At 48.2% G+C, this 21,001-nt stretch carries 20 protein-coding genes; 13 read left to right on the top strand and 7 right to left on the bottom strand.

Annotation, left to right across the window (positions count from 1 at the left end; translation table 11 throughout):
- Nucleotides 1-40: 40 nt before the first annotated feature.
- The 8 genes from nikA (at nucleotide 41) to G9G57_RS00935 (ending at nucleotide 7,638) form a co-directional block, all read left to right on the top strand.
- A complete protein-coding gene (nikA, locus tag G9G57_RS00900) occupies nucleotides 41-1,666 on the top strand; it encodes a nickel ABC transporter substrate-binding protein (RefSeq protein ID WP_045244750.1) in 1,626 nt (541 codons plus the stop codon).
- A 45-nt stretch (nucleotides 1,667-1,711) separates the two neighbouring features.
- Nucleotides 1,712-2,656, top strand: a complete 945-nt coding sequence (nikB, locus tag G9G57_RS00905; RefSeq protein ID WP_016822607.1) for a nickel ABC transporter permease subunit NikB — start codon at nucleotides 1,712-1,714, stop codon at nucleotides 2,654-2,656.
- Nucleotides 2,656-3,486 carry a nickel ABC transporter permease subunit NikC gene (nikC, locus tag G9G57_RS00910; protein WP_045244749.1) on the top strand — a complete coding sequence of 277 codons (831 nt, stop codon included), beginning with the start codon at nucleotides 2,656-2,658 and terminating at the stop codon, nucleotides 3,484-3,486. Before nikB ends, nikC begins: the two co-directional genes overlap by 1 nt.
- A gap of 19 nt (nucleotides 3,487-3,505) precedes the next feature.
- The gene (locus G9G57_RS00915; RefSeq protein ID WP_164964467.1) at nucleotides 3,506-4,327 is read left to right on the top strand and encodes an ABC transporter ATP-binding protein; all 822 of its coding nucleotides are present in this window, start codon (nucleotides 3,506-3,508) and stop codon (nucleotides 4,325-4,327) included.
- A 41-nt stretch (nucleotides 4,328-4,368) separates the two neighbouring features.
- The gene (gene nikE, locus G9G57_RS00920; RefSeq protein WP_017426100.1) at nucleotides 4,369-5,178 is read left to right on the top strand and encodes a nickel import ATP-binding protein NikE; all 810 of its coding nucleotides are present in this window, start codon (nucleotides 4,369-4,371) and stop codon (nucleotides 5,176-5,178) included.
- A gap of 140 nt (nucleotides 5,179-5,318) precedes the next feature.
- Entirely contained in the window at nucleotides 5,319-6,128 is an 810-nt protein-coding gene (locus tag G9G57_RS00925) for a transporter substrate-binding domain-containing protein (protein ID WP_164964378.1), read from the top strand.
- A 30-nt stretch (nucleotides 6,129-6,158) separates the two neighbouring features.
- Nucleotides 6,159-6,875, top strand: coding sequence for an amino acid ABC transporter permease (locus G9G57_RS00930; protein ID WP_016822612.1), 717 nt, complete (start codon nucleotides 6,159-6,161; stop codon nucleotides 6,873-6,875).
- 4 nt (nucleotides 6,876-6,879) lie between these two features.
- Nucleotides 6,880-7,638, top strand: a complete 759-nt coding sequence (locus tag G9G57_RS00935; RefSeq protein WP_164964379.1) for an amino acid ABC transporter ATP-binding protein — start codon at nucleotides 6,880-6,882, stop codon at nucleotides 7,636-7,638.
- A 195-nt stretch (nucleotides 7,639-7,833) separates the two neighbouring features.
- Here the strand turns inward: G9G57_RS00935 and G9G57_RS00940 are convergent, their stop codons facing one another.
- The 4 genes from G9G57_RS00940 to G9G57_RS00955 form a co-directional block, all read right to left on the bottom strand.
- On the bottom strand, nucleotides 7,834-8,817 hold the full coding sequence (locus G9G57_RS00940; RefSeq protein ID WP_017426101.1) for a FecCD family ABC transporter permease: 984 nt from the start codon (nucleotides 8,815-8,817) through the stop codon (nucleotides 7,834-7,836).
- The gene (locus G9G57_RS00945) at nucleotides 8,814-9,836 is read right to left on the bottom strand and encodes a FecCD family ABC transporter permease (protein WP_017426102.1); all 1,023 of its coding nucleotides are present in this window, start codon (nucleotides 9,834-9,836) and stop codon (nucleotides 8,814-8,816) included. Before G9G57_RS00945 ends, G9G57_RS00940 begins: the two co-directional genes overlap by 4 nt.
- A gap of 1 nt (nucleotide 9,837) precedes the next feature.
- Nucleotides 9,838-10,815, bottom strand: a complete 978-nt coding sequence (locus G9G57_RS00950) for an ABC transporter substrate-binding protein (protein WP_017426103.1) — start codon at nucleotides 10,813-10,815, stop codon at nucleotides 9,838-9,840.
- 99 nt (nucleotides 10,816-10,914) lie between these two features.
- Nucleotides 10,915-11,712, bottom strand: coding sequence for a helix-turn-helix domain-containing protein (locus tag G9G57_RS00955; RefSeq protein ID WP_016822617.1), 798 nt, complete (start codon nucleotides 11,710-11,712; stop codon nucleotides 10,915-10,917).
- 114 nt (nucleotides 11,713-11,826) lie between these two features.
- Here G9G57_RS00955 and G9G57_RS00960 point away from each other — a divergent pair, with 114 nt between their 5' ends.
- Nucleotides 11,827-12,840, top strand: coding sequence for an asparaginase (locus G9G57_RS00960; protein ID WP_045244741.1), 1,014 nt, complete (start codon nucleotides 11,827-11,829; stop codon nucleotides 12,838-12,840).
- Nucleotides 12,841-12,878: 38 nt separating this feature from the next.
- On the opposite strand, the gene G9G57_RS00965 is transcribed toward G9G57_RS00960, so the two are convergent.
- Complete coding sequence (locus G9G57_RS00965; RefSeq protein WP_017426106.1) at nucleotides 12,879-13,826, bottom strand: Gfo/Idh/MocA family protein; 948 nt, start codon at nucleotides 13,824-13,826, stop codon at nucleotides 12,879-12,881.
- A gap of 112 nt (nucleotides 13,827-13,938) precedes the next feature.
- On the opposite strand from G9G57_RS00965, the gene G9G57_RS00970 reads away from it, so the two are divergent.
- Nucleotides 13,939-14,898 (top strand): helix-turn-helix transcriptional regulator, encoded by a 960-nt coding sequence (locus G9G57_RS00970; protein ID WP_026065362.1) that lies wholly within the window; start codon nucleotides 13,939-13,941, stop codon nucleotides 14,896-14,898.
- A gap of 42 nt (nucleotides 14,899-14,940) precedes the next feature.
- Here the strand turns inward: G9G57_RS00970 and G9G57_RS00975 are convergent, their stop codons facing one another.
- Nucleotides 14,941-15,186 carry a DUF6953 family protein gene (locus G9G57_RS00975; protein ID WP_107733709.1) on the bottom strand — a complete coding sequence of 82 codons (246 nt, stop codon included), beginning with the start codon at nucleotides 15,184-15,186 and terminating at the stop codon, nucleotides 14,941-14,943.
- Nucleotides 15,187-15,397: 211 nt separating this feature from the next.
- Between G9G57_RS00975 and G9G57_RS00980 the strand changes: the two genes are divergently transcribed.
- Nucleotides 15,398-16,798 (top strand): helix-turn-helix domain-containing protein, encoded by a 1,401-nt coding sequence (locus G9G57_RS00980; protein ID WP_016822621.1) that lies wholly within the window; start codon nucleotides 15,398-15,400, stop codon nucleotides 16,796-16,798.
- Nucleotides 16,799-17,008: 210 nt separating this feature from the next.
- Here the strand turns inward: G9G57_RS00980 and G9G57_RS00985 are convergent, their stop codons facing one another.
- A complete protein-coding gene (locus G9G57_RS00985) occupies nucleotides 17,009-18,751 on the bottom strand; it encodes an ABC transporter substrate-binding protein (RefSeq protein ID WP_107733710.1) in 1,743 nt (580 codons plus the stop codon).
- Between the two features lie 147 nt (nucleotides 18,752-18,898).
- Between G9G57_RS00985 and G9G57_RS00990 the strand changes: the two genes are divergently transcribed.
- Nucleotides 18,899-20,413, top strand: coding sequence for a DUF4153 domain-containing protein (locus G9G57_RS00990; RefSeq protein ID WP_017426110.1), 1,515 nt, complete (start codon nucleotides 18,899-18,901; stop codon nucleotides 20,411-20,413).
- Between the two features lie 13 nt (nucleotides 20,414-20,426).
- Nucleotides 20,427-20,993 carry a hypothetical protein gene (locus G9G57_RS00995; RefSeq protein ID WP_017426111.1) on the top strand — a complete coding sequence of 189 codons (567 nt, stop codon included), beginning with the start codon at nucleotides 20,427-20,429 and terminating at the stop codon, nucleotides 20,991-20,993.
- Nucleotides 20,994-21,001 lie beyond the last annotated feature (8 nt).

Raw genomic sequence — 21,001 nt, forward strand, 5'->3', positions numbered from 1 at the left:
ATAATCATTATCACATATATAGAAAAGGGGAAATACATTGATGTCCGTTCGACACCGCAAGACTGCCACCTTTATGTTGGTGACGCTCCTCTTATTATCCGTTATTCTGGGCTGCGCGAAGCAGGAGAACACACCTGCATCCACCTCTACTAACGGAGCTGCCAATGAAAAGTCGATCACGCTATCGTGGCCACGGGACATTGGTACAATGAATCCTCACGTATACAACCCTTCCCAGCTATTTGCACAATCCATGATTTATGAGCCGTTAGTCAGCTACAAGCAAGGAGGCAAGCTAGAGCCTGCTTTGGCTGAATCCTGGACCATATCCAAGGACGGCAAGACATATACGTTTAAGCTGCGTAAAGGTGTGAAATTTTCCGATGGAACGCTATTTAATGCGGCGATTGTGAAAAAGAACTTTGACGCTATTATGAAAAATGAGAAAACGCATAGCTGGCTTGGTATAGTAGGCGTTCTCGATAAAACTGAAGCTGTAGATGACAGTACGTTCCGAATGACGCTCAAAGAGCCATACTACCCAGTTATTCAGGATCTGTCTGTCGTTCGCCCGTTCCGTTTTTTGGGTGAAGCCGGGTTCCCGGATGATGGAGATACGTCCAAAGGAATTAAGAAACCTGTAGGTACAGGACCTTGGATGCTGGATGAATACAAGCAGGATGAGTATGCAACCTTTAAGCGTAACCCGAATTATTGGGGTACTGCACCGAAGGTGGACAAAATTACGGTCAAAATTATTCCCGATGGTGAAACACGTGTAATGGCCTTTGAAAAAGGCGACCTGGATCTGATTTATGGAGAAGGTGTTATTAGCCTGGATGCTTTCAAACAGCTTCGCGACGCGAATCAGTATGTTACCACGCTGTCCGAGCCTGTCGGCACAAGAAGCCTGTTGCTCAATTCGTCCAATCCCAAGCTGGCAGATCTTCGGGTACGTCTGGCACTCCAGCATGGATTTAACAAGCAGGCGATGGTGGAAGGCGTAACCTCGGGGCTCGAGGAAACAGCGGATACGGTTTTATCCAAAAACTACCCGTATACGAATGTCGACTTACAGCCAATAGGCTATGATGTGGAAAAATCCAAAGCATTGTTGGATGAGGCTGGCTGGAAGCTGCCCGCAGGCGGCACAGTACGGGAGAAAGACGGACAACAGCTGGATTTTGAGCTGATTTTCGATAAGACCGATCCGATCCAAAAGGCGATGGCTGAAACCATTCAGGCTGAATGGGGAGAGCTGGGTGTCAAAGTGAATCTGACCGGACTGGAGCTGACGGTTCAAATCAAGCGGCTTAGATCCAACCAGTTTGATCTGTATTTCTGGTACAACTATGGTGCGCCTTATGATCCGCATTCCTTTATTAATGTTATTGCCAAGAAGAGCTTCGGAATTTCTGAGGTGCTGAGCGCCCTTCCGATGAAGAAGGATCTGGATCAGCAAGTACACGAAGCACTTTCATCGACAGACGAAACAAAGCGTCAGGAGCTGTACGCCTCAATCCTGAAGACACTTCAGGAGCAATCTGCAATTGTACCTATTTCGTATATTAAGAAGACGGCAGTGTATCAGAAAAAGATTACTAATTTTGTATTCCCAGCTAATCGGGATGAAAATCCATTTGAGGGAATTGAAATTGGAAAGTAACTGAAACGGGAAGGTAACGTTAATTTACAGGATAGGAGGACAACTATGATTAGCTATATCGGGAAGCGAATGGTAGCGGTCATTCCTATTGTTCTCTTTGCCACCCTTGTTACCTTTGCACTCATTCACATTTCACCGGTTGATCCGGCTGAAGCTTATTTGACGGCTGCTCATATTTATCCTACCCCGGAAATTCTGGAGCAGAAAAGGCATGAGTTCGGGCTGGATCAGCCATTGCTGACACAGTATATGCATACACTTCAAAGAATCAGTCGGTTGGACTTTGGTAGTTCGTATCTGACCAACAAGCCAGTGTGGGATGAGGTGAAGGCTCGATTGCCTGCCACTGTTGAGCTGGCCTTAAGCAGCATGGCATTATCCATCGTGGTGAGCATTCCGCTGGGTGTGTTGGCGGCGATGCGTAAAAATGGCTGGATCGACATACTGAGTCGAGGGATTTCGTATTTCGGGGCATCTATTCCCCAGTTCTGGCTGGGATATTTGTTAATCTTCTTTTTCTCTGTACGATTGGACTGGCTACCTGTAGAGGGTCGGGGAACGTGGCAGCATCTGGTGTTGCCGACGTTGACTCTGTCGCTGGTTCTGATTGCTTTATATACGCGCCTGTTGCGCTCCAGTGTGCTGGAACAGCTTCAGGAAACGTATGTCCAGTATGCCAGAACCAGAGGAATACGCGAGCGTGTGATTATGCTCAGGCACATACTCAAAATGGCCATTACTCCGCTAATAACAAGTATGGGCATGAACCTGGGCAAGTTGCTGACTGGAACGATTATTGTGGAGCAGGTGTTTTCATGGCCTGGGTTTGGCCGTTATTTCGTGGAAGCCATTTTTAACCGGGATATTCCCGTCATACAATGCTATGTGTTTTTGGCGGCATGCCTGTTCATCGTATGCAATTTGCTCGTTGATCTGGTGCACTTGTATATGGACCCCCGAATTTCTTCGAAGGGACGAGCAGAGCAGTGATGATAAGGTTGCGTAAAATGTTCAAAGGTCAAAAGGTAATCGTGGTTTGCTCTGTCGTGCTGGTAGCCCTTTTTATCATAATGGCGCTGGCTCCGTGGCTAGCTCCTCATGATCCGGTTAGAGTCAATTTACTGCATAGGCTGGAAGGCCCCTCAAAAGAGTATTGGCTGGGAACGGACCATCTGGGTCGGTGTAATCTATCCCGGCTGCTGTATGGAGCGCGAATTTCGCTCGGCTTTGCGACATTAATTTTCTTGTCCTCGCTTAGTATCGGTGTTGTGATCGGATCAGTTGCAGGTTATTTGGGCGGTTGGGTCGATAGTGTACTGATGCGGTTTTGCGAAGGCATTATGGCGTTTCCCAACTTGGTGCTTGTGCTCGGCATTGTTGGTATTTTTGGGCCAGGTCTCATGCAGGTGCTGTTTGCCTTGATGCTGGTGCAGTGGGTGTACTATGCCCGAATGTGCCGCAATATGGTCGTCAGTCTGAAAGAGCAGAATTTTATAGCGGCCGCAAGGATTAGCGGCTCCTCCTCAGGGGCCATTATCCGGCGGCACATCATTCCGAATGTGCTGCGGCCGATTGTGGTCATTGGTACGCTGGAGATGGGCTGGGCGATCATGGATATCTCCGCGTTGTCATTCCTGGGTCTAGGCATCCAGCCGCCGACTCCTGAATGGGGAGCCATGATTCATGAGGGAACGGGATACATCCGCAGTCATCCGGAATTAATGATTTATCCGGGTATCATGATTCTGCTGGTGGTAATGGCCTTCAATATATTGGGAGAGGCGTTGTCCGACCGATATGGAATTGCCAAACGTCAGTAAAACAGGAGTGGGGACAACGATGGAGGACACAGCCAAGACGCAGGTGCTGGAGGTCAGTGGCTTGCAGGTAAAGCTCAAAACTGATGCAGGGGCGGTATCTCTGCTGGAACCTATCCATTTTGAACTGAAAAAGGGGCGGGTTCTGGGTCTTGTCGGCGAGAGTGGTAGCGGTAAAACAGTAACCTGTAACGCGCTGCTCCAGCTACTGGATCGCCAGACGATGGATGTGGAAGGCAGTGTTCGTCTGAACGGACGTGAGTTGAATGGAATGCCAGCCGAGGAGATGCGCCGCATTCGGGGCAAGGCAATTGCTTTTATTATGCAAAATCCGATGAGGGCTTTTACGCCAGTATATACGATTGGGGATCAGTTTATGGAAACGATCCGCACGCATACCGGATTAAGTAAACGACAGGCCCGTGATCTTGCTATAGCGGCTCTGGAAAATATGAATCTGCCCAATCCAGCCAAGCTAATGAAGTGTTATTCGTTTCAGTTGAGTGGCGGGATGCTGCAACGGGTCATGATCGCCATTTCCATGTGCCTGCGGCCAGCAGTGGTTATTGCGGATGAACCGACGACGGCACTCGATGTGGTTAATCAGCTACAGGTGCTGAGAGAGTTGGATCGCTTACGTACGGAATATGACACGTCTATTTTGCTGATCTCGCATGATCTGGGTGTCATCTCCCAAATGGCGGATGAAGTGGCAGTGATGCAGCGGGGGCGTATTGTTGAGCAGGCAGAGGTGTTTCAGTTGTTCGACCAGCCACAGCATGAATATACGAAAATGCTGTTGCAGGCCAGACCTAAGTTGTCCCTTCAGGGCAGAAATCAGTAGGGCGATGAGTTGCCTGTTGTATACTTTCAAAGGGGGAGCGAATGCATGTGCTGCAAGTGAAGGAAGTAACTCATAGCTATAGAAAGCGCAAATGGCTGGGCCGCTCCGAATCACGTCTCCCTGTGCTCACTGATGTGTCGCTTACCATAGAGAGCGGATTTTGCCTAGGACTGCTTGGAACCAGTGGAGCGGGGAAGAGCACGCTGGGCAAGGTTATTCTGGGGCTGGAGAAGCCGCAGGAGGGTCAGGTGCTGTTTCAGGGGCAGGACATCTATAATGGAAGTCCTCAAGTACGCAGGGGATTGCGACGGGATATGCAGGTTGTATTCCAGGACTGCTATTCTGCTGTAAACCCTCGCATGACCGCCGGACAGATTATCGGAGAGCCCTTGGACAATTACGAGCGGTTATCAGTGCAGGAACAAAAAAGAACGGTAGAAAATCTGCTGGAGCGGGTGGGTCTTAAGCCGGAGGATCGGAATAAATATCCGCATCAATTCAGCGGCGGACAATTACAGCGGATTAACATTGCACGGGCGATTGCGCTCAGACCCAAGCTGATCGTGCTGGATGAGTCCGTCAGCAGTCTGGATATGGTTCATCAGATGCGCATTTTATCCCTGTTGGAAGAGCTGAAAACTTCATTTGGATTGTCATATCTGTTTATCACACATGATATTCGAGCGGCTTACGCCGTCTGTGATGGCATTGCTGTGATGGAACAAGGGAAATTAGTCGAGCACTGTGCTGAGAAAGATCAGATTTTTGAATCTGCTCACCCGGCCGTGCAACGTTTAATTTCGTCCATTTTGCCGGAGCATCCAGCAGACCGTCTCCCACTTCATGAATAACAACTGACCCGCAGGGGTCTTTTTTTGTGCAGCATCTGGTTAGATAATCAAAATGAAATTTGCTAGTTGTATTATTTGAATAACTCGTTATAATATAAAATCATAGTAAATTACTTGGATTTTAAAAGGGGATGTCATTTATGAAGAAATCTGCTTGGGTAGCAGCGATTGGGCTATCTCTTGTGTTAATAACGGGTGCCTTGAGTGGTTGTTCCTTGAAGGAAGCGGCATCAGGGGATAAGGTACTCTATGTGGGGACACAAAATGACTACCCGCCGTTTGCCTTTACGAATGATAAAAATGAGCTGACCGGATACGATGTGGAAGTAGTCAAGGAGATCGATAAGAAGCTGGACGGCTATAAGATTGAATTTGTACCTTCGGGCTGGGATGCGATATTCCTTGCGCTGGATGCGAATAAAGTGCAGATCATCGCAGATGAAGTTGCCAAAAATCCTGAGCGTGAGAAGAAGTATTTGTTTTCGGATGAGTCCTATTTCTCGGCTCAGTCGGTTATTATTGTGAAAAAGGGTAGAACGGATATCCATTCTCTCAAGGATTTGGAGGGCAAGAAGGTAGCCGCCTCGGTAGGCGATTCCTATACGCAGTTGCTGGAGCAGTATAATGCGAAGAACGGGAACAAAATTATTTTAAAATATAATGATACAGGCACTTCGTCCGACAACCTTCAAGATGTGCAAAATGGCCGAGTGGACGCTTATGTGAATGATCCAGTGATGGCGGCAGCAACGATCAAGAAGGAAGGCTTACAGGTGGAAGCTGTGGGCGAGCCTGTGCAAAGCGATAACATCAATCTAGTGTTCAAGAAGGATAAGCAGGGTGAAGAACTGAAAGCTAAAATCGACCCGATTATTAAAGAGCTTAAAGCGGACGGAACACTGAAAAAATTGTCTGAACAGTGGACAGGTGGAGAATTTATTCCTCAGTAATCACAATGTAAAGAATAGAGTGGGGTTCCTATGGAAAAGCTGTTTGATTTAGATTATATGCTGAAAAGCCTTCCCCAGATCGTGGAGTATCTCCCCGTTACCTTATGGATTGCGTTTGTCTCCATGCTGCTGGGTGCGATCATCGGGTTAGCTACGGCCTTAATCCGGATATACAAGGTGCCTGTCTTGGCACCCTTGTCTACATTGTATGTCTCGTACATCCGGGGAACACCGCTCATTGTGCAGCTGTTTCTCGTATATTACGGAATACCCAAGTTTTTGTATTATTTTCAGAGCGAATATGGCTTCTTGCAGCAATTCAATGTCTACGTCATTCCACCCGAGCTGTTTGCGTTGCTCTCATTTTCATTGAACCTGGGGGGATATTTGTCGGAGACGTTCCGGGCAGCGATTCATTCGGTCGATCGGGGACAGTTTGAGGCGGCCAATTCCATCGGAATGAGCCAAACACAGATTATGCTTAAAATTGTATTGCCGCAGGCGCTAACGGTGGCTTTGCCCAACCTGGGAAATACGCTGATCAGTACAGTGAAGGATACGTCTTTTATCTTTATGATTGGTGTCGTCGATATGATGGGGCAGGCCAAAATTATGGGCGCGCGGGCGTTGGCTTTTTTTGAGGTCTATGTTGCGGTGTCTTTGATCTACTGGCTGGTGTGCATCATTATTGAGCGCGGGCTTGTTGTGCTGGAGAAACGTATTCGAATTTACGAAAGAAGTGAGTAAGGGCATGATTCAACTTCATCAAATTCATAAGCATTTTGGGCAGCATCATGTGTTAAAGGGCATAGACCTGACAGTAGGTAAGGGAGAAGTGGTGGTCATTCTGGGCCCAAGCGGATCGGGGAAATCCACACTGCTGCGCAGCATTAATTTTTTGGAACAGCCGACCAGCGGTACCATTGAAATTGATGGCCTGAAGGTAGATGCAGCCAAGGCCGGAAAAAAGGACATTCTCGGACTGCGGATGGCAACGGCAATGGTATTTCAGCAATATCAGCTGTTTAAAAATTTGAATGCACTCCACAACGTGATGATTGGTCTGACCAGTGTGAAAAAGATGGATCGCAAGCAGGCAAGGGAGATCAGTGAAGGCATTTTGGAAAAGGTCGGGTTAAAGGATCGTATGACCTATTATCCTGCCCAGCTTTCGGGTGGACAGCAGCAGCGTGTTGCGATTGCCCGCGCTTTGGCGCTGAATCCGCAGGTGCTGTTGTTCGATGAGCCGACATCCTCGCTTGATCCTGAACTGGTGGATGAAGTGCTGTCCGTGATTCAAAAGGTGGCGAGTGAAGGCAATACGATGATTATTGTCACGCATGAGCTTGGTTTTGCGAGGGATGTAGCGGATCGGGTCGTGCTGATGGAGCATGGTGCGATCGTAGAACAGGGACCGGTGGAGCAGTTTTTCAATCATCCGAAGGAAGAACGGACACGGCAATTTTTGGGCAAAGCTTTGGGGCAAAGAACGTTACAGGAGCAACCGTAAAATTCTGTACAATGACGTGGAAAGGGGTAGAACTTAGAGTAAAAAGCACGTTAGACTTATCGCAGGAGAAGAGAAACCTGTGTATGTCTGACGTGCTTTTTGGCGTGCTATATATAGATGCATCAGGCTACTAGTGGATGTACCCGGAGAATCCTCAGGTAGGATGAGAGGTCTTTTCCCGTGGGTATCGGGGAATCAGAATGATCTTCTGCTGCGTTCCCTCCGCAGCAAATATACAAAATAAGGAGCGCCCACAAGTGCTGTCATGATCCCGACGGGTATTTCACGTGGAACAATGAGCATTCTGCCCAAGATGTCGCCCATCAGCATCAGATTCGCTCCCAGCAGGGCAGCCAGCGGAATCAGCCACTGATTGTGGCTGCCAACAAATCTTCGAGCCATATGGGGTGCCATCAGTCCGATGAAGCCGATGGCGCCGACCGCCGAGACTGAAATTCCGGCCAGTGTAACGGCAAGCAATAGAAGCAGCAGGCGCTGGCGAGTCATATGTACCCCGAGGGAAGTAATGGTCTCATCGCCAAGCTGGTAAACATTCAGTTTTTGGTAGCTGCCCCAGGCCAAGGGTAGCAAGACAATGATCCAGGGCAGCAGTGAGATGACCTCCCGCCAGCTCCGGCCCCATAGGCTACCTGACATCCAGAGCAAAGCCGTGTTCACATTGGTCGGGTGGGTTACGATGAGATACTGCGTGGCTGCCATGAGGACGGCCCCCATAGCGACCCCGACCAGAGCTAGAGCTGCTGGCGCCAGCGTAAGTCTACGGCTGAGCAGCAGCAGAATCAGGAATGTTCCCACGGCTCCGCCAAACGCCGCCAAGGGCAGGATATAGGCTGGAGACTGGGGGAACAGGAAAATCACAGCCGCCGCTGCAAATCCGGCTCCTTTGGAAATGCCGATCACGTCAGGACTGGCTAGCGGATTGCGAAACAGACTTTGCAGAATAGCTCCTGCCACGGCTAGTCCCATGCCTGCCAGCAGTCCAACCAACGTCCGGGGCAAGCGAACCTCGTATACGATAAAATGAAAACGGCTGTGCGTATCCAGCAGAGCCGAGCTGACATCATGCAAGGGAATAGAAAGTGCTCCCACACTGACCGAAACGATGCCGAGCAGGAGCAGCAAAAGCAAGGCGGCCACAAGATAGAAAGTTCTGGTCATCGTGTCCCCCTCCTTTTTTTACGGGCCAGATAGATAAAAAACGGCCCTCCGACAGCAGAGGTTACAATTCCCACGGGCGATTCGAACGGAAACGAAATGATGCGGCTGAGCAGATCCGCATACACCAGCAGCAGTCCTCCGCCAAGCGCTGTCATCGGAACGAGCAACGAGAGACGTGTTCCAACCAGCGCCCGGGCGATGTGGGGTACGATCAGACAGACAAAGCCGATCGGTCCGCATACCGCCACGGCTGAGCCTGCCATTACGATAACCAGCAGCAGAGCCAGCGCTCGAACAAGAGGGACGCGCTGCCCTAGTCCGGCTGCGATCTCATCCTCCAATAGCAGCAGTCGCAGGGCTGGCAACAGCATAACGAGTAGCACAAGGCTCGCAATGAAAAAAGGAAGAATCATTCGTACCTCTGTCCAGCCCGCCTGACTGACAGAGCCAGCCAGCCAGAAAATCATGGACTCCGTAGAGTACTGATTTAATATAATGAAGCCCTCTGTTAGTGACGACAGCATGAAATGAATGGTGATGCCCGCCAGCGCCAAGCGAACAGGCTGCTTGTCTGCGAATCCAGCCAGCGACCAGACCAGCCATGCACCTGCCGCTGCCCCAGCAAAGGCCATCAGCATCGTGGATGTTGCCGATAGCTGTGCGGATAAGACGAGTCCCAGCACCACGGCGAGAGAAGCCCCAGCGTTAATGCCAAATACATGTGGTGAAGCCAGCGGATTTCGTGTGGTGAGCTGGGTCAATAGCCCCGCCAGCGCCAGCAGGGTACCGACCATGCAGGCGGTCAGGGTGCGCGGCAGGCGCAGCGTCTGAATATACAGATGTACCTTGTCGCTGCGCTGATAGGTCAATGCCTGATACAGTTCAGCCCACGATATAGAGGCGGGGCCCCATTTGAGGCTGAATAACAAGCCCAGGATTAATAAAATCAAAGACACTAAAAACAGGAAGAGCAGAAACCGCGAACGGCTCTGCTTCTTGGTGGATATGGAATGGATCATTTTACTTCTCTCCCAGGCTGTTTACGATGTCCTCGGCTATTTTTTCACTTCCCAGCATCCCGCGGGACAAGGACCAATTACGTCGTTCTACCGTAAATACACGGTTGTTTTTAACTGCGTCTATTTTTTGCCACAAGGGATTGCTTTCCCACTGGTTCACGATCGTTGCAGAGTCTGTCGGCATCAGGAACAGTACCTGTGGGTTGGCTTCAACTAATTGCTCCAGCGTCAGCTCGGGATATGCCTTGTCGCTGTGCACCGGATCGGTAAAGCCTAACAGCTTTACAATGGAGCCAGTATATGCATGGTCCGAATGGGCGAAGAAGCCTTTAGGATTGACGACAGCAGGCAGTACGGTCAGAGAGGTGCTCTTCAGCTTCTTTTTGGCTGCATCCATTTTGACCTGATGTTCTTTTAGGCGTTTTTGAGCCTCTTCACTTTTACCTACGGCCGTAGCGAGGATCGTGTAGTTTTTTAGCATATGCTCATAGTCTGCCTGAAAATCGTCCAGTGCCAGCACTGGGGCAATGCCTTTCAATTGAGTTAGGGCGTTTTTGTGCTTATTAATATCCACAATAATCAGATCAGGCTGCAATGAGCTGATCAGTTCAATGTTGGGTTCATAACGGGAGCCTACGGAAGTGTAGTCCTTCAGCTTGCTTTTCACGGAATCCATGAACAGCTCAGGCGTACCGTCATCAGCAATTCCGATAGGCTGCACACCAAGAGTCACCAGCATGTCCGTAAAGCTGAAATCCATTGAAATAATACGTGCAGGCTTGCCTGGTAAAGTGAGAGTTCCGAGTGCGTCCTGAACGGTGATACGGTCTCCGTCAGATGAGCTGTTCGCTGGTTGGGAACCCGTCGAATTGCCGTTTGCCGCAGTCTGATTCGTGGAGGATGAACTACAAGCTGCCAAGCTAATAGCGAGCAGTAAGGTGAAGGCGAGGCCCAATATACGTGTAAACCAATGATGCATCCTGTTTCCCCCTGATAATAATAATTATTCTCATTTGAATTTTAGCGGTAACCTCTCTTTTATACCATGTCTGATTTGTAGACGTTACATGTTATATTATTAGATTCTTTGAAACTGGGTGGGGGAGCAGCCGACTTCTTTTTTAAAAATACGACTAAAATGAAAATAATCCGTAAATCCAACCCGTTGGGCGACTTCCTTGGCTGGAAGTCGGGTCTGCTGGAACATTTGCTTCGCTTTTTGGATACGGAGATGACGTAAATACTGGGTCATGGTCATGCCAGTGGCTTTTTTGAACAACACCGTGTAATGTCCTTCGCTCATGCCCGCCCGATCAGCCAGAAGCGGCAAGGTCAGCTTGAGCATATAATGCTCATGGATATAAGACAGGGATTGTTCAATAGATACCGATGAGTTGTGGTTGTCCTGCACCATATGCGTCTCATAGATATAAATGAATAGCAAGCGCTCCAGAAGCAGTCTTTTTCGAAATTGCCGGGCCGCCTTTTCCACGCCAGCTTCATCCTGAATGCTTGGGGCTGTTGTTCGTAGCAGCTCGTCCAGCATATATTTGATTTTGTATTCACTCAAGGTACGCAACGGACCATGCAGCGTCCAATCCGTGGATTCGCCTTGCAGCACACGATACGTAAGCACGATATATTCGGCTTCCCGGGTTTTGGGGACCTGAATGCTGCAAGCGCCATATTGATTATGAAAGGCAAAGCCCTGCGTGAAAATAACCGGCTCTTGGTCTTTAGCTGAGAGAGTGACATGTCCGTGCAGCGCAACAATCAGGAGATGGCTGTCGGAGCCAGGATGCAGGGTCTGAGAGGTGTTGCCGTATTCGATATGCTCCAGCAACGGGATGACGGTTGCTAGCTGCTCCAGATTCATGAATGCACCATCCTTCATTATTTCTTTTCTTTAGCAAAGTAGCTAATCACCCTTATTCATGATAAATTCTAAGAACAATAAAGTGAAGTTGTAATCGGGAAGGAACATTGGCAAATGAAAAAGGTTCTGTTCATTAATACCGGAGGAACAATTTCTTCCTCCTATCAGGAAAACGGCCTGACTCCAACTCAATCGGCTGAAAATATTTTGGCTGAAATTCCAGAGCTCCAGGAAATTTGCGAGATTGATGCCTACAATCTGATGAGCATTGATAGCACCAATACACAACCAGAGGATTGGGCTTCCATCGCCCGGATGGTACATCGTTCGCTCGATCAATACGACGGTATTGTTATTGCCCATGGCACGGATACGATGGCTTATACGGCTTCAGCCCTGAGCTTTATGTTGGGGACTGTGGACAAACCCGTCGTTGTGACAGGGTCACAAGTATCCATATTGGCGGAGCACAGCGATTCCAAAAAAAATGTAATTGACTCATTCCTGACCGCATGTGGCGAGGTAGCAGGGGTTTTTGTCGTGTTTAATGGCAAGATTATTAACGGCAGCCGCAGCTCGAAGATCAGAACACGCAGCTATAATGCTTTTGAGAGTATTAACTATCCGTACATAGGTCTCGTGGAGAATGGCAAGGTGGTCTATACGGAGGGCGTATTTGCAAATCGTGATACCGTTCGTCACCCATACAATGACAGGTATGCTTCTGAAGTATTTCTGCTCAGGCTGATTCCAGGTACAAACCCGGCGATTTTTGATGCTATTCAGAGCTTGGGCTATAAAGGTATCGTCATTGAGGGCTTTGGCATGGGCGGCGTGCCTTTTAAAGAAAGGAGCCTCATCAGTAAAATTGAGGATCTGATGAAGGACGGTATGAGTATTGTTGTTACCACTCAATGTCCTTATGAGGGCGGGGACCTGACGATTTATGAGGTAGGGCAGAAGGTGCTGGAAAAGGGTGTTATTCCGGGGTATGACATGACAACAGAAGCGCTGGTAACGAAAATGATGTGGGCGTTGGGCCAGACGACTGACCCGGCTGAGGTAGCCAAGATTATGGCAACGAACTATGCGGACGAAGTGTCCCTGCCTGCGGATACAGCTTCCTGATAGGAAGCTGATTTCCGAAGGTACGGGCTAACTACCGGCTAACGCCGAGCTTGCTCCAGTCTGTTTTTAATCTCAATGGCCATTTCCAGTGCTTGTACGGCCGACTCCAATGGAATCAGACATTCCGCATGTCCGCCAAAGCAATCAAGTGCATGATCCCAACTTTTTTCGTATGGATTGGCGGATTCGAGGTTGATTTTTTGCTGTCCTGATGCGGTATACTCAAATAATGCGGTGGGTATGGGATCGTTTTCGTCACTCTCATGAAATACCAGCTTGGCTTTTTCAAAATAAGCTTCATAGGCCACCGTGAAAGGATAGCTTTTCGGCATATGGGAAGAAGCGATGACTTCTGTGAATGTATCCCGATGCTGAAAATAAGCCCGAACTTGTGCCTGTTCGGGATGGACTACCTCTGTACCCCACACTGTATATGGATCACATGGACCCCATAGCCAGGTGAATAAATCCAGTTCATGAATCATGAACTGCGTAGGGAGGGAACTTAGTCCAAGGTCTCCCCATAGGGGAGGGGTTTCTCTTTTCAAGGACAAGGAAATGAGTTTTCCGTATTTTTGTTGGTGATAAGCCTCGTACAGATAGGTATAGGCAGGATCAAACTTAATGAACTGGTTGACCAGAATTTTTTTGCCATATTGCTTCTCAGCTTGTTGCATAAGAAGAGCGTCTTCGAGATGAAAGCAAACCGGTGTTTCACAAAATACATGCTTCCCGTGCTTTAGCGCATCAATGGCATGTGACCTATGCAGGTGGGAGGGCAGGCATAGATCGACGATATCCACGTCCGGATCCAGCAGAATATCCTCTATATTTTGTGTGACTTCTACGTTTAGCTCCTCTTTCAATTTTTGCAGCTTGGTTTCGTTCCTTCCAAATACAATGAGACTGTTTACCTTGGGATGGTTGTTTAACAGCGAGGCATGATACGCGCCGAATCCCGTCCCCAAAATTCCAATATTCATCATCCATTACACCCCTTTACTTCTATGATACACACCTATTGCTGCCAACAGGGTGTCAACAATCTTTGCATCATCTTTTCATTTCGGGTTAACCATCTATTGTGGAGGTATGATTGTGAGACTGCATCGTTTAATCGCGATTTTATTATGTATCGAATCTAGAGGGAGAATGAAGGCCAGGGAATTGGCGTTGGCACTGGAAACCTCTGTACGCTCCATTTACAGGGATATCGACCTTCTGGCTGAAGCCGGAGTTCCGATTGTTACCGCATCCGGTCCGAAGGGCGGAATTTATTTAATGGAGGGTTATACGGCAAACCTGAAGCAGTTGAATGGCGGGGATGTCATTCAGTTGTATTTAACGGGGATGGGCATTTATACGGGCGGGTCCACGGAATCGGGTTTGAAGTTAAAGAATACTTTGCTCAAACTGGAACAGACGATGCCGGCCCCCTATCAATCCGATATTCAAAAAGCCAAAGCTCGGTTTTATTTTGATGATACACCGTGGTGGACGGAACGTGTAGCGATTCCTTGCCTGGAAGCCGTGAGAGCGGCAGTATGGGGGTCCTATAAAATAACTATACAATATGAGAAAGCTGACGGCTCTTGCACTTCTCGCCATGTACATCCCTATGGACTTGTGGTGAAAAAAGGAGATTGGTATCTTATTGCCTTTTGTGAAGTCGGGCAGGAGATTCGGACTTTTAAGTGTGAGCGAATTATGGAGGTTCAGCCGTCTGTTGAAGTCTTTAAGGTTCCTGAGGATTTTTCACTGGAATATTATTGGACAAGTAAAGAAAGCGCTTTTAAGCAACTTTGTAGAGAGAAAGAATACTATCCTGTTCTGGTCCGAGCGACTAAGAAGCAAGCTGGAATACTAGCGAAAAGGATGGAAATCATCCAGTCTGTACAGGAAGGCAATCACTTCATTCTAACCGTCAACATGTATAGCTATGAAGCGGCCTGCCGCGATGCGATGGATTGGATCGGCCGGGTTGAAATCGTGGAGCCTGCAATACTCCGACAGTTTGTGAAGGAGGAAATTAGCCGACTCCAGAGGATATACGGTTAAATCATCAAAAAAACATCTGCCTATAGCAGATGCTTTTGCTTGTTAAGTCCAGGCCCAGAGGAATGCATCACGATCCCAGGCGATTCGGCCACCATGTAGCTTGCGAAATGCCTTTTTGATTCCTTTTTCCAAAGATACATGACCATGCTCGCTTATAAACACATACTGCTCTCCGTATTCAGAGCGTACATATGCAATGGCATCTTCTTGTTTCAGAGTGCCCACTTCACGGATTTGCGCGACCATCCATTGTGCAATTTGTTGTTCTATAGTTGGGGTGTTGTCCATTTGTCGTATCCTTTCCTGCGACCGATTGGTTGTAGCTGTTCAGCTCGCCTCCTGTAGTATACGGCAATTCGGAGAATTATTGAATTTTTTGATATAAATGTACTTATGCAGTTGGCTAAGTGGGCTTTCTTTTGTATAATTAAGGGAATATTCACGGGAATTTTCTTTTTTTGTATTGAAATCATGCAAGTTATCCCTGGGGGTGCCTGATTTGAAGGAAACAACCACTATTCGCGCAGAGCTGGAGCAGTACATCAGACGAGAAGGAATTACGATTAGTAAGTTTGGGGAGAACACAGGTATTAATGCAGGAACAATCAGTGCCATTATCAACGGTAACCGGCCAATTGCGATGCTGCTGCTGGATCGGATTGCTGCAGGTATGGGGCTTGAAGAAGGAAGCCTCTATGAGCTATACATTGATGAATTTATACGGAATACGGCACCGAATTGGCGACGGGTTCGGCCTTTTTTGCATCGCTGTGCAGAGCTGAACAAACTCGATTGTATTAAGCAAGTCGTGGAGTTTATCATGGACTATCTCATATACGCCCCGGCTTTGTTTGAGACAGCGGAAGAATTATTCAGCGAAGGTAGGTTGGAGGCTGCGGCCATTATTTATAAAAATGTCGCGGAAAGTGAGAAGTATCAACATTCGGAGCGGCTGGCGCTCTGCCAATACCGTTTATTTACGATTACCGTTGGCGATGATCAGGATGAAAATTTATGGGCAGCCACACATTTTGAAAGCTTTGTAGAGCGATTGGGTGAGGCAGACCAACTGGATGCCTTAAGAGATTTGGCTAATACGTATGCCTCCTTGCGGCGTTGGGATAAAGTAGAATGGTTTGCTGAAAAAATGGCTCAAAAAGCCAAAGTACAATACGAGCAAAAATACGGAAATACCAGAAAATCAGAGCGTGGCAAGGAACCTAAGGGCCCTTTGTTTATGTATATTGTATACTCTTACGTACTCCGTGCCGGGGTATGGGATGAGCGCGGGGATTATCAGAAGGCACTGGAATATGTATCCCTATACTCTGATTTGAGCTGGGTGCAAGAGGATACGGAGGAAGCTCGGCATTTGAAGGCCCTTTGTAGCAACTGGGCTGAGGCCAACAGGTATTTGTATCAGTTGATGTCCGGTAGCCTGGATGTGATTCCACAGTATGTAAATTATTTGGAAAAAAATGAGGGCGAAATTCTGGTGGGGTTACATAAGATAATGGTAGCGGCCAACCGTTATGATTTTAATGTAGATCATGTACTGCAGCACTTTGAAAAACAAATTGAGGCATTTGCAGATCAGCATGCCAAGGTAGGCACCTATACCGAGCAAATGTCAGCAGATCTCTATGCACGATTTTTGGCAGAGATGGCTTGTTACGATCTCAACAAACATCGTTATTCCAAAGGTATGAAATTCCTGCTTGAGAGCCTTTCCTATTCTGTCGTGCTGAATGGTAATCCTGTCACCATCAAGTGTGTAGGACTATTTGAAAAGTATCGGCATACTGCCACTTCTGAGGACAAAGAGGAATATAAAAACTTACTTGGAGAGGTAGAGTACATCTATGATAAAAAAGATCGTTTTTTCTCTGCTCGCATTTAATGTTTTTATCCTATTGAATTTTCCACCCGTCACCCCTCCTATAGAAGACCCTAGCGATGTCCACAGTCATGGGCTGGGGGGATGGGCATTGTCATCTCCTGAACCATCGGCTTAGAGGGTCTAGATAACATTAAAAAAGGTATTCTCTTATGAAGAGGATACCTTTTTTATTTGCAAGTGCATTTGAAGGTTGAAGGAGCGTCCTTGCCGTCAAGTGTGAGGAGTTGGAGGTTGGGCAGGCGGAAACCAGACATGACGAAGATCCACCCAACCTTGGCTGTTAAAGGATACGCCGCGAACAGTAGGAAGATAGGCCGTCTGAACGGGCTTTTCATATAAAATATGCAGCTGGTGCTCATCCATGAGCCGAGTTTCGATATGTTCAAATTGCTGTGCTCTAACGGTATGATCGGCTTCCCGTGCAATTTCGCGCAGCAGTCTTTCGATATCCACACGGCTATGCGGCTCCACATGCCCGGATACATTGAGATACAGATCAAACAGACGCAATTGCTCATCACGGTCACGAAACAGAGAAAAGATGATTAAGTCTGACTCCATACGAATAGATGAACTTTTGAATTCATTCATGGATGCGGCCACAATGTTACACGTATATCCACAGGATTCGAGCTGAGCTGCGACCCGTTCTGCATCCGCTCTATACTCGGGAATGGTGGCAATTTGTAACGCCGCCAGTGGTTCGCATGAATCATTAGCGTTAGATGAATTCACTGCTGAAGGAAGGGGGCGATGATCCAGACATGCTACAATCCGAGCACGTATTTCCGGGTTGCGCAGCGGTCCATCCTTGTGTGTGTTACATGTGATAAATTTGCGTACCGAAGCCGCCGAGTGAATCTGGCTCCATGCGGTATCCGTGTCTCTTGCCAGTATAGGATTATGGATAATGTGAAAAGAAGAAGCGGTGTCTTCCATATCCGGCGATTCCAGCTTAGTCGCCCACGGGAGTTGAACGATTTCCACCCGATCTAGATGAGCGCGACCCTGAAAATAAGGCGCAAAAGCCTCAAGTAAGCACAAGCTTTCGTTCATTTCCGTGACCTTGAAAGCCCCCGTACCGATAGGACGAATGCCAAAGGCGGCTTCACCCACCTGATTAAGCTCACGCGGTACAATGGCAGCCCGGCTGGTACACAGGAAGGATAAAAATAGCTCGTTCGGCTCCTTTAGTACAAAGCGTACCATCGTCGGACTCAACGCTTGAACGTGCTGAATTTGCCGGACGATAAAATGGTAAAGTCTCCTTCCCGGCGCCCGACTCAGTCGTTCAAAGGTATAGACGACGTCTTCCGCGGTCAGTATTTTGCCGTTATGAAACAGCACTTCTTTACGCAGGAAAAAGGTCCACTGCGTACGAGTAGTGTCCACCTCCCAAGCGTGCGCCAGTCCCGGCAAAATCTCACCGCTCTCGTTCGCCCGGCGGGCCAGCCCGTCAAAGACATGACTGGATACGAAGGACTCGGCGAGCCAGTTCAAGTACAACGGGTCCAGCGTATAGAGCTGCTGGCGAATAGGCAGACGCAGTGTGTCGATCTGCTGCTGATCACTGCGCACCTCCGCGTGATGCCCGAAATAATTCAGCAGCCAGCCCTGCAAATGCTCCTGCATGGTGGAGGAGCGTGAATGAACTCGGATTTCATCCAGTGCGCGTTTGATATCATGGCGGTCTATGGCTTGCATCATGGATTGCACAGCAATGTCTTCCGGCTGAATAAGGAAGCGCAGGCTGGAGCGGCGGCCTCTGCCTCGGCGAGGAGTCCATTGTATCCAGTCGTGCTGCTCCATTTTCTGAATGATCATCAAGGCATTGCGGTGGGTGCAGTCAAAAATAGCCGCCAGCTCATCCAGCGTAGTCTCTATGGTATGGTTCTCGTCCCTGTCGTCAGCTGCGTGGGAGTGAAGCCGTAAAAATTGGGCGTGAAGTTTCATTCAGGAATGCTCCGTTTCCCCTATGCTTGAGTAAAAGCGCAACTGCTTTTATAAAATAGGAAATTTTATTTTGATTAATTTCTCTTTATCTTCTTATTTTATCATCTACAATAAGGGTTATAAAGCATAGTTGTGGAGGTATTTACCATGCATGACAAGGTGAATGGATCGTCTTTGCCGAAAGCGTCGTTGTTGTCCGCCTTTGCCGGCGCCATTGTATTGGCGCTGGTCCATCAATATCTGTTCTTCGGACATGGGCTGGGCGTGTCTATGCCTATTTTCGTTATTGTATTTTACGTGTATATGTATTCCTTTAATCGAGATCGTTGCCAGCCCATTACATGGATAGGACGTCTGCTGTTTGTGGTCATTATGATGCTGGCACTGACATATGTGCTGTTCGATAACCCGATCTTCTATGTGTTAAATGCCCTGGCTATATCTGCTCTGATTAGCGTACATATGGTGTTGCTGTTCGGGGAAAAAAGGCATGGCTGGTCAGAAATCGGTATTATCGGTCAGGCGCTAAGCCATTGGTTTTATCAAAATTTTCGCCATATCGTGACTCCGTTTCGAATGTTTAAGACGGCAGCCTTTCGGAATGTAAAGGATGAGCGTAAGCGTGTATTGGGTAAAGTGATAATCGGTCTACTTATTGCCTTGCCGTTGCTACTCATTATTATATCTCTGCTGGCTTCCGCAGATGGGGTGTTCGAAGAGTTGTTATCTGGCATACCCGCATGGATTGGCACATTGACCTTTGGGAGTGGTTTGCCGCGGCTGATCTGGGCCTGCTTTTTTACCTTCTGTTTTTTCTGTTACTTGTGGGGATTCGTACAGCCTGCTCCGCGGAATACGGAAAGAGAGGCTCAGTCAGCAGCAGCAGTACCTTACCACGAGCCGGTCGCAATCAAGTTTGATCCTGTCATTACCGCTACAGTGCTGATTGTCATGAACCTGGTGTATGTGGTGTTCGTCGTGCTGCAGTTCGGATATCTGTTTGGTGCATGGGAAGGTGCTTTGCCAGAAGGAACCTCGTATGCCGAATATGCGAGAAGAGGATTCGGGGAGCTGGTTATGGTAACAGGTATCAATTTTGTGCTGATGATCAGTGTATTGAAATGGACTGAATTCGGCTCAGGTATAGTGCAAACATTGAACAGCGGCCTGCTGTACATACTCGTCGGTTGTTCGGGTGTGATGCTGTACTCGGGATATACCCGGCTGGTTATGTACGAAGAAGCATACGGATATACGTATATCCGTTATCTGGTACACGCATTTATGATTTTTCTAGGCTTGCTGCTGCTCGTTGCGGCCGTGCGTATTCATGTCCGCCAGCTTCCGCTGGCGAAATATTATATTGTACTCGCTCTAATCGCCTATGTCGTCGTGAATTATGTGGGTATTGATGTACGGATAGCTGAAAATAATCTCGAACGGTATCGTACAACATCGGTGATAGACAAGGAATATTTGAGTGAGCTATCAGCGGACGCGATTCCACTACTGATTGATTTTAGCCGTAAGGAACACGGAGCGCTGGATGAGTTTTTACAAGCCCGCTTGATGAGCATGACGAGAGAAGAATCGAGTTGGCCCGAATTCAATTGGGCTAAGTATCGAGCGCAACAGGAATTGCACGCCTATATTTTGGAATGAGAGGTGTTTGGGAATGATCGGAACAGATACGTTACAAGGTATGGTACTAGAGCTACGGGATGAAATGTCACACTACCAGCATCAGTTTGGTGTAAGACGGAACGATTTCCTCGTGGAGGCTATGTCCTACGGAATGAGTAAGGAGGAAGCCCGTGCTTATGCTATCCAGCGTATTGGCCCGGTCGTTCCCGTCACCTGTATGCCTACGTTGGCTCTAGGGAAAGTGAGACCGCTCAGTCCGATGTTGGCAATGCGGTACCAATATGCAGGGGATTGGAAGGACATCCATGAGCATCTGCTCCTTCCTGATGAAGTGCTCCGGATCGCAGGTACACAGCATTTTCGCAGCTGGATCAGCGATATGCGAAATTACTGGGTGGAATCGGCCCCTTACCGATTCGGGGATGATCGTCTTTCGCTGCTGTCGGTTGCAAGCGAGAAAGAAGGTCACTTTTCCATGCTCGTCTGGAAGGAACCTGGTGAAGAGCCGGAGGTATGGACGTATGCTTCCCAGCATGAATACCGATTCAGTCATTTGCTCCACTGGTTCAAGTGGATGAACGGGCGCAGTGAAGAATGAGAGGTACA

The organism is Paenibacillus sp. EKM211P, assembly GCF_011066175.1.
Classification (GTDB): Bacteria; Bacillota; Bacilli; order Paenibacillales; family Paenibacillaceae; genus Paenibacillus; species Paenibacillus polymyxa.

Excerpts from the sequence above, each read along its gene's own strand:
- nikA (WP_045244750.1), top strand. The coding sequence starts at position 41 with ATGTCCGTTCGACACCGCAAGACTGCCACCTTTATGTTGGTGACGCTC.
- nikB (WP_016822607.1), top strand. The coding sequence starts at position 1,712 with ATGATTAGCTATATCGGGAAGCGAATGGTAGCGGTCATTCCTATTGTT.
- nikC (WP_045244749.1), top strand. The coding sequence starts at position 2,656 with ATGATAAGGTTGCGTAAAATGTTCAAAGGTCAAAAGGTAATCGTGGTT.
- G9G57_RS00915 (WP_164964467.1), top strand. The coding sequence starts at position 3,506 with ATGGAGGACACAGCCAAGACGCAGGTGCTGGAGGTCAGTGGCTTGCAG.
- nikE (WP_017426100.1), top strand. The coding sequence starts at position 4,369 with ATGCATGTGCTGCAAGTGAAGGAAGTAACTCATAGCTATAGAAAGCGC.
- G9G57_RS00925 (WP_164964378.1), top strand. The coding sequence starts at position 5,319 with ATGAAGAAATCTGCTTGGGTAGCAGCGATTGGGCTATCTCTTGTGTTA.
- G9G57_RS00930 (WP_016822612.1), top strand. The coding sequence starts at position 6,159 with ATGGAAAAGCTGTTTGATTTAGATTATATGCTGAAAAGCCTTCCCCAG.
- G9G57_RS00935 (WP_164964379.1), top strand. The coding sequence starts at position 6,880 with ATGATTCAACTTCATCAAATTCATAAGCATTTTGGGCAGCATCATGTG.
- G9G57_RS00940 (WP_017426101.1), bottom strand. The coding sequence starts at position 8,817 with ATGACCAGAACTTTCTATCTTGTGGCCGCCTTGCTTTTGCTGCTCCTG.
- G9G57_RS00945 (WP_017426102.1), bottom strand. The coding sequence starts at position 9,836 with ATGATCCATTCCATATCCACCAAGAAGCAGAGCCGTTCGCGGTTTCTG.
- G9G57_RS00950 (WP_017426103.1), bottom strand. The coding sequence starts at position 10,815 with ATGCATCATTGGTTTACACGTATATTGGGCCTCGCCTTCACCTTACTG.
- G9G57_RS00955 (WP_016822617.1), bottom strand. The coding sequence starts at position 11,712 with ATGAATCTGGAGCAGCTAGCAACCGTCATCCCGTTGCTGGAGCATATC.
- G9G57_RS00960 (WP_045244741.1), top strand. The coding sequence starts at position 11,827 with ATGAAAAAGGTTCTGTTCATTAATACCGGAGGAACAATTTCTTCCTCC.
- G9G57_RS00965 (WP_017426106.1), bottom strand. The coding sequence starts at position 13,826 with ATGATGAATATTGGAATTTTGGGGACGGGATTCGGCGCGTATCATGCC.
- G9G57_RS00975 (WP_107733709.1), bottom strand. The coding sequence starts at position 15,186 with ATGGACAACACCCCAACTATAGAACAACAAATTGCACAATGGATGGTC.
- G9G57_RS00985 (WP_107733710.1), bottom strand. The coding sequence starts at position 18,751 with ATGAAACTTCACGCCCAATTTTTACGGCTTCACTCCCACGCAGCTGAC.
- G9G57_RS00990 (WP_017426110.1), top strand. The coding sequence starts at position 18,899 with ATGCATGACAAGGTGAATGGATCGTCTTTGCCGAAAGCGTCGTTGTTG.
- G9G57_RS00995 (WP_017426111.1), top strand. The coding sequence starts at position 20,427 with ATGATCGGAACAGATACGTTACAAGGTATGGTACTAGAGCTACGGGAT.